Here is a 6,603-nt window from a genome sequence, read left to right on the forward strand (position 1 = left end):
CGTTTCGGCTGCACGCCTTGCCCCATGATGGGGTCAGGACATAGAACGGGCACAGATATACGCTAAGCGTCTCTGCGCGCACTTATGGGTCGACTCTATGCGTCGACGACTCCAGCATTCCAAAGGCATCCATCGGACAGTTGTAGCATCGCCTCTCGTCGCAGAGCCGGCATATCGTCAGCGCCGAGACAGCGTCGTCAGACATCTGCGCAAGTATTGTCTCGGCAATACGTTCCAGCACGAGGCGGTCAGCATTCGAGACATGGCTAAGGATTTCGGATAAAGTCTCGTTTCTTCGTTGCAGGATCGCAGATAGGCGAGTCTCGCCTGCCTCAGTGAGCATCAGCGCTACTGCACGACGGTCCCGTAGCGCTTTGGATCGAACGGCGAACCCGGCTGCAACCAATCGATCGACAAGCCGCACCGTCCCCGCGTGGGACAAGCCTAGCACCCGTCCTAATTCGTCGATCGAAAGACCGGTCGCGTGACCGATGACGACGATCGCCGCGGTGGTTTCGCCACCGCCGGGTATCGTCGGGTCGAATGCCGCCTTCTTAATTCGATCGGTGATGCCCACTGCGAGGGCGCCGAACAGATTGACGAGCCGGTCCGAGAGTACGTTCAAAGGGTTGCCTCATTCATTGACGGCGTATAGTGTATGCGCAGCGCATATATCACGCCTGTCTAAGCATGAAGGCAGGTCATGCGCCATGATGAAAGCGAGGCACCATGTTTTCGACATTACACATAGCTGAAAAGACGACCGGCTCTCGCGGGTCTCTCGCGTTGCTGCGCTGGGCGCTGGTGGTCATCTTTCTCTGGTTCGGTTGCATGAAATTCACGAGCTATGAAGCGATGGGCATCGCGCCATTGATGAAGAACAGTCCGATCATGAGCTGGATTCCGGCCGTTTTTGGGGTGCAGGGTGGAAGCTATTTTATAGGCACCGTCGAGCTCGCGACGGCCGCTGCGCTGATTATCGGTGCTTTCAACAAGACGGCCTCCGCTCTCGGCGCGGCGATGTCATGCCTGACTTATGCCGTGACACTGACGTTTTTCCTGAGCACGCCTGGCGTCGCCGAGCCGACCGCTGGCGGGTTCCCGGCGATTTCGGCCGGAACCGGACAGTTCCTGTTGAAGGACCTGGTGCTTCTTGCGGCATCAGCGTGCCTTCTACTTGCGTCCATACGGACAGCAGACGCGTGACGGCAAACAGGTGATAGGCGACGCTCCGGACCTGCGCTTTTGCCGAACCATACCCGCCTCAGCCCATAACGATCGACAAACCCTGTCGCTTTGATAGGGTGTTCGAAAACATGCTTTCGAGGGTTTGTCGTACATGCTGGTCGGATATATGCGGGTGTCAACGACCGATGACCGCCAAACGGTCGATCTCCAGCGGGACGCGCTCGTCGCAACCGGGGTCGATCATCGGCATCTCCATACCGACAAGGCATCCGGCGCGCGCGACGACCGACCAGGCCTGAAAGCCTGCCTCGACTATCTGAACGCGGGCGACACACTGATCGTGTGGAAGCTCGACCGGCTCGGACGCTCGCTGCCGCACCTGCTGACGATCGTCACCGATCTGAAGGCGCGCGGCATCGCGTTCCGGTCGCTGACCGAGCAGATGGATACGACCACGCCGCACGGCGAATTGCTGTTCTCGCTGTTCGGTGCATTGGCACAATATGAGCGTGCGCTCACGCGCGAACGGGTGATGGCGGGACTGGCTGCTGCCAAACGCCGGGGACGCCAAGGTGGCCGCCCGCCGATGATCGACGCCGAAACGCTCGAGCGGATCACCGCCGCGCTGGATGGCGGGGCCAGCAAGGCGTCCGTCTGCCGGACCTTCAAGGTGCCGCGTTCGACCCTTCTCGGCACGCTTGCCCGGATCGGCTGGACCGCACCGGCCAAGGTCTAAGCCGATGCCGCGTCGCGCCGTCCTGTCGGACGAGCAACGCGCGGCGTTGCTCGCGCTTCCCGACGACGAAACCCTGCTCGTCCAGCACTGGACATTGAGCCGGGACGACTTGGCCATCATCGTCCGCCGGAGGCGACCGCATAACCGGCTGGGTTTCGCGATCCAGCTTTGCGCGCTGCGCTATCCTGGCCGTTTCCTGCGACCCGGTGAACTGATCCCTGATACGCCGCTCGCGTTCGTCGCAGAGCAATTGCAGGTCGGACCCGAGGTGCTGGCCGACTACGCGACGCGCGGCCCGACCCGGTACGAACAGCTCGATGCACTGCGCGATGCATTCGGCTTCATGCCGCTCAGTCGGCCGCTGCGAACGACGTTGCAGGAATGGCTCCTGCCGATCGCGCTGACGACGACCAGCGGGGCTAGGCTGGCGCGCGTGATGCTGGATGAGTGCCGGCGACGGCGCATCATTGTGCCGGGCATCAGTTCGGTCGAGCGGATGGTCGCACAGGCGTTGCTCGATGCCGAACGCCATGTCGCCGAGCATCTGACCCGAGGACTCGATGCTCGACAGCGCCGGCTGCTCGATGCGCTTCTCCTGCCCCACACAGGCACGAACTTGAGCGATCTGGCCTGGGTGCGGCAGTCACCCGGCAAGCCCGGCCGAAAGACATTCGCCGCCATCATCGAGCGACTGACACTGCTTCGGGCCATCGGGATCGATCCGGATATCGCCGTAGGCGTCCATCCCGAGCGCCTCCGACGCCTGTGCCAGGAAGGCGTGCGGCTGACCGCGCAACATGTTCGGACGCTGCAAGCGACGCGGCGTCGCGCCACATTGGTGGCGACCATCCTCGAAACCATCGTTACCCTCACCGACGATGCGGTGCTGATGTTCGATCGCCTGCTTGGGCAGATGTTCCGGCGCGAACAGAACAGCGCGGACACGACACTCAAGCGCAACCGGCGCACCATCAACGGCAAAATCCGGCTGCTTGCCCAACTCGGCGCTGCCTTGCTCGCCGCCAAGATATCAGGTGGCGATATCGGCGCTGCGGTCGAGGCAGCGATCGGATGGAATGATCTCGGCCGCGAGGTCGATGAAGCCCGCAAGCTGATCCGCCCCGATTCGGTCGATCCCGTCGCGGTCGCCGCGACCAATTACCCCGTCCTCCGACAGGTCGGTCCCTCGTTCATCGCCTCGTTCACATTCGGGGCGGTGCCAGCCTGCCATGCGCTCGCGCGAGCGGTCGCGATCATGCGCGACCTTCATTTTGGTCATCTGCGCAAATTGCCTGCAGGCACGCCAGTCGGCTTCATCCGGCAAGCTTGGCGTCGGGCGATCGGCACCGGCATTCCCGATCGCAGGATCTATGAATTGTGCGTGCTGGTCGAGCTTCGCGACCGGCTTCGCGCCGGCGACATGTGGGTCGAGGGAAGCCGACGCTATCGTGCTGTCGAGCAGCAACTCATTCCTGCCCCCGTATTCGCCAACATGCGCGCGGCCGGCCCCTTGCCGATACCGGCACCGGATACGGCCGATATCTGGCTGGCCGAACGACGCGCCCGCCTCGCCCGTCGATTGGCCGAGGTCGAGCGAAAGGCGGAGACGGACGCGCTGGAAGACGTGCAGCTCAGCTTGGGCAGGCTGCGGATTTCGCCCTTGAAGGCGATTACTCCCGAGGAATCCGATACCGCCCTTGCGCCGCTCTATGCGCATCTGCCCGCGATCCGCATCACCGACCTTCTTGCCGAAGTCGATCGATGGACCGGGTTCAGCCAGTGCTTCACGCATCTGCAAAGTGGCCGTGCCGCGGATGAACCACGTGCGATCCTCACGGCGGTGCTCGCCGATGCCACCAATCTGGGCCATACGCGCATGGCGGAAGCCTGCAATCTCGTGACCCAGCGCCAACTCGGTTGGCTCGCCTCGTGGCATCTGCGCGAGGAAACCTACGGTCGCGCGCTCGCCCGGCTTGTCGACGCCCAACACACCGCGCCGCTGGCCGCGCTGTTCGGGTCCGGCACCTCGTCCAGCTCAGACGGTCAGAACTTTCCGCTCGACCGCCGCGCCCAGGCAACCGGCGCAGTCAATCCGCACAAGGGGACAGAGCCGGCTGTCTCCTTTTACAGCCACGTCTCGGATCGCTACGCGCCGTTCCATTCCACAGTTATCTCCGCTTCGGCGAGCGAGGCGGCACAGGTGCTCGACGGGCTGCTCCACCACGGCGCCGATCTGCACATCGAAGAGCATCACGTCGATGGCGGGGGCGTCTCCGACCATGTGTTCGCGCTATGTCATCTGCTTGGGTTCCGGTTCGCGCCGCGTATCCCGAATATCGCCGCACGCCGTTTGCACCTGTTTAACGGCATCGAACCCGGCCCCGATATTGCGCCGCTGGTCGCGGGCCGCATCGACGAAGGTCTGATCGAGGCACACTGGGACGACGTGCTGCGACTGGGAACCTCGATCCGCACAGGCGTCGTCAGCGCCTCGATCATGCTGGAACGGCTCGGCTCCTATCCACGCGCCAACGGCCTGGCACTGGCGTTGCGCGAGATCGGTCGCGTCGAGCGTACCCTGTTCACGCTCGACTGGATCGAGCAGCCCGAACAGCGTCGCCGCGCCACCCGCGAACTCAACAAGGGAGAAGCGGAAAATGCCCTGAAACGCGCCATCTTCTTCCATCGCATCGGCCGTATCCGCGATCATGCGCTGCAAGCCCAAAGCCATCGGGCGAGCGCGCTGAACCTCGTCGCCGGTGCCATCGTCCTGTGGAACACGACCTACCTGCAAGCCGCCCGGATGCATCTCGCCAACCTCGGCCGGCCGGTCCCGCCGGACCTGCTGCAACACCTATCACCGCTCGGTTGGCAGCATATCAATCTCACCGGCGATTACCTCTGGACCGATCCCGATGCGCCATCCACCGCGCTCAGACCGCTTCGCCAGATGCGCGCCGTCGAAGGCACGGCAAAACCTTAGCGTATATCTGGGTCCGTTCTGTGTACCGACCCCATGATAAGCAATTTTGAAGGCGTTTCATGAAAAGAGGCGGGAGAAGAAAAGGGGAAGACGCGCCACAGGCCGTCCGGCCGCCACAATGGTTCGGCCGCACGCGGCCCGCGCCCTAAGGGCGCGCCATTGTCCCGTCCAGCCGTCTGCGCCCGCAGGAAAGCATCCAGAAAATGAAAAAGGATGTTCTCCATGGCTACTCCCGTCGTAACAGTCTTCACGCTCACCGGCCCACAGGACCGTTTGCGCCAGATCGCCAGAGAGCGCGCCTACCGGACCTGCGCACCCGAACACATGACGTGGGAGGATGAGACAACACTCGTGATGACCCTCGAAAGCGGGATCGGGACCTCATTTCTTGGTCATGGGCTGGGGTTGTCTGACGAATATCCAGACGTCAGCATCCGGGGAATGGAGTATTTCGACTGCTTCGATGATCCGGCCTTTGCCAAATGGCAGGGCGGTCAGCTTGTCTATGAAGCGGATCTCATAACAGTCTTCGGAATCCTCTTTCCGACTGACGCCACAAAAGACTGGCCGGGATGTAGCGCCAGCTTCTGGCACAGGTCTCCGTCTCTCGCGACTGCCATAGCCGAGAACTGTCCCCACTTTGACCTGATGCCTTTGCGCCGACAGGCAGGGCCGGTGCCGGGATGGGTTGAGACAACGGACGGCTTCGTCACACTCTTTCTCCGCCCGCCCTCAACACCCGACGCGCAGGATGGCCTCGGGGTGATCCTCTATCCGGAGATCGGCCGGAGCACCCTGCTGACAGGGATCGACCGCTTCGGCGGCGTTGCCCGGTTCCGGCGTCAGTCTTACGGACAGATCAGTGCCGCGTGCCAGGAGCTGCGTGCTGTCCTGCGGGAGCGCTGGAAGGTCAGCGAAAAGAAGAGGCGGAAGGCGTGCCAGGAGCGCAGAGTTTTGAGAAGGAAGATGAAGAAAGCAGAGCGGGAGAGAGGGGATAGTGTGTTCTCTTTCTGCGAGACTGACCCTTGGGTGATTTGAAGGGCAGACGAAAGGAGAATCCAAGGCGTAATGCACCCGTACTCCTTGTCCCTGGGGGCGTGTGCTATCGTAGTTGCTTAGACGTAACGATGCGCTATAAAACTCACAATTTTCATTACGGGTAAAGGTCGTGAGCTTGCTACATAATAGCTTTGTACATCAAAACTTCAGTTGGATGACCGCTGTATTCACGACGATTATTGCGAAATTCGCCTCTGACAAATTTGTTCCACGTTCGCGTTATTCAGTCAAGAAAAGGCTTCTGATTGTCGTTCCTGCTGCGATGTTGTTAGAAGCATTCGTTCTTTTTCTTGTTATCTATTTCATAAATCCCTGAGTAGCTCGGAAGAAGATCGGGGGCGGCCCTGACGGGTTCGTTCACTCTATTCCGCTAGGCTCCTGCGTCGCCAAGCTCCACCGAGCCACAGGGTCCAGCCGCCCTTGGTCGGGCGTCTGGCCCCTGCGTCTCGGCCCTTCCGGGTAACGGTTCACCCGCATCCTTTTCCAATAACGGTCGGTCCTGGTCTGGGGGATCGGTTCGTGAGACGGCTCCTCAACCTCCCCGGCCAGTCCTTCGGACTGTCCGGGGAGGCACGTTCCATGGAGGCGGCCTCGCATCCAGCGTTCAGTCTGACAGTCGCCGTGCCAGTCCGTAAAG

5 protein-coding genes are annotated in these 6,603 nt (G+C 61.8%); 4 read left to right on the plus strand and 1 reads right to left on the minus strand.

What is annotated here, in order from left to right:
• Positions 1-82: 82 nt before the first annotated feature.
• Positions 83-625 (minus strand): MarR family winged helix-turn-helix transcriptional regulator, encoded by a 543-nt coding sequence (locus ABDK75_RS16025; protein ID WP_010339851.1) that lies wholly within the window; start codon positions 623-625, stop codon positions 83-85.
• A 104-nt stretch (positions 626-729) separates the two neighbouring features.
• On the opposite strand from ABDK75_RS16025, the gene ABDK75_RS16030 reads away from it, so the two are divergent.
• The 4 genes from ABDK75_RS16030 to ABDK75_RS16045 all read left to right on the plus strand — a co-directional run bounded on the left by ABDK75_RS16030 (position 730) and on the right by ABDK75_RS16045 (position 5,945).
• Entirely contained in the window at positions 730-1,206 is a 477-nt protein-coding gene (locus ABDK75_RS16030) for a YkgB family protein (protein WP_010339850.1), read from the plus strand.
• Positions 1,207-1,339: 133 nt separating this feature from the next.
• Entirely contained in the window at positions 1,340-1,924 is a 585-nt protein-coding gene (locus tag ABDK75_RS16035; protein WP_010339849.1) for a recombinase family protein, read from the plus strand.
• Between the two features lie 4 nt (positions 1,925-1,928).
• Positions 1,929-4,907 carry a Tn3-like element ISMpo10 family transposase gene (locus ABDK75_RS16040; protein WP_012449407.1) on the plus strand — a complete coding sequence of 993 codons (2,979 nt, stop codon included), beginning with the start codon at positions 1,929-1,931 and terminating at the stop codon, positions 4,905-4,907.
• A 222-nt stretch (positions 4,908-5,129) separates the two neighbouring features.
• Entirely contained in the window at positions 5,130-5,945 is an 816-nt protein-coding gene (locus tag ABDK75_RS16045; RefSeq protein ID WP_346006397.1) for a hypothetical protein, read from the plus strand.
• Positions 5,946-6,603 lie beyond the last annotated feature (658 nt).

Origin of the sequence: Gluconobacter sp. OJA (genome assembly GCF_039638325.1) — a bacterium.
Taxonomy (GTDB): domain Bacteria; phylum Pseudomonadota; class Alphaproteobacteria; order Acetobacterales; family Acetobacteraceae; genus Gluconobacter; species Gluconobacter cerinus.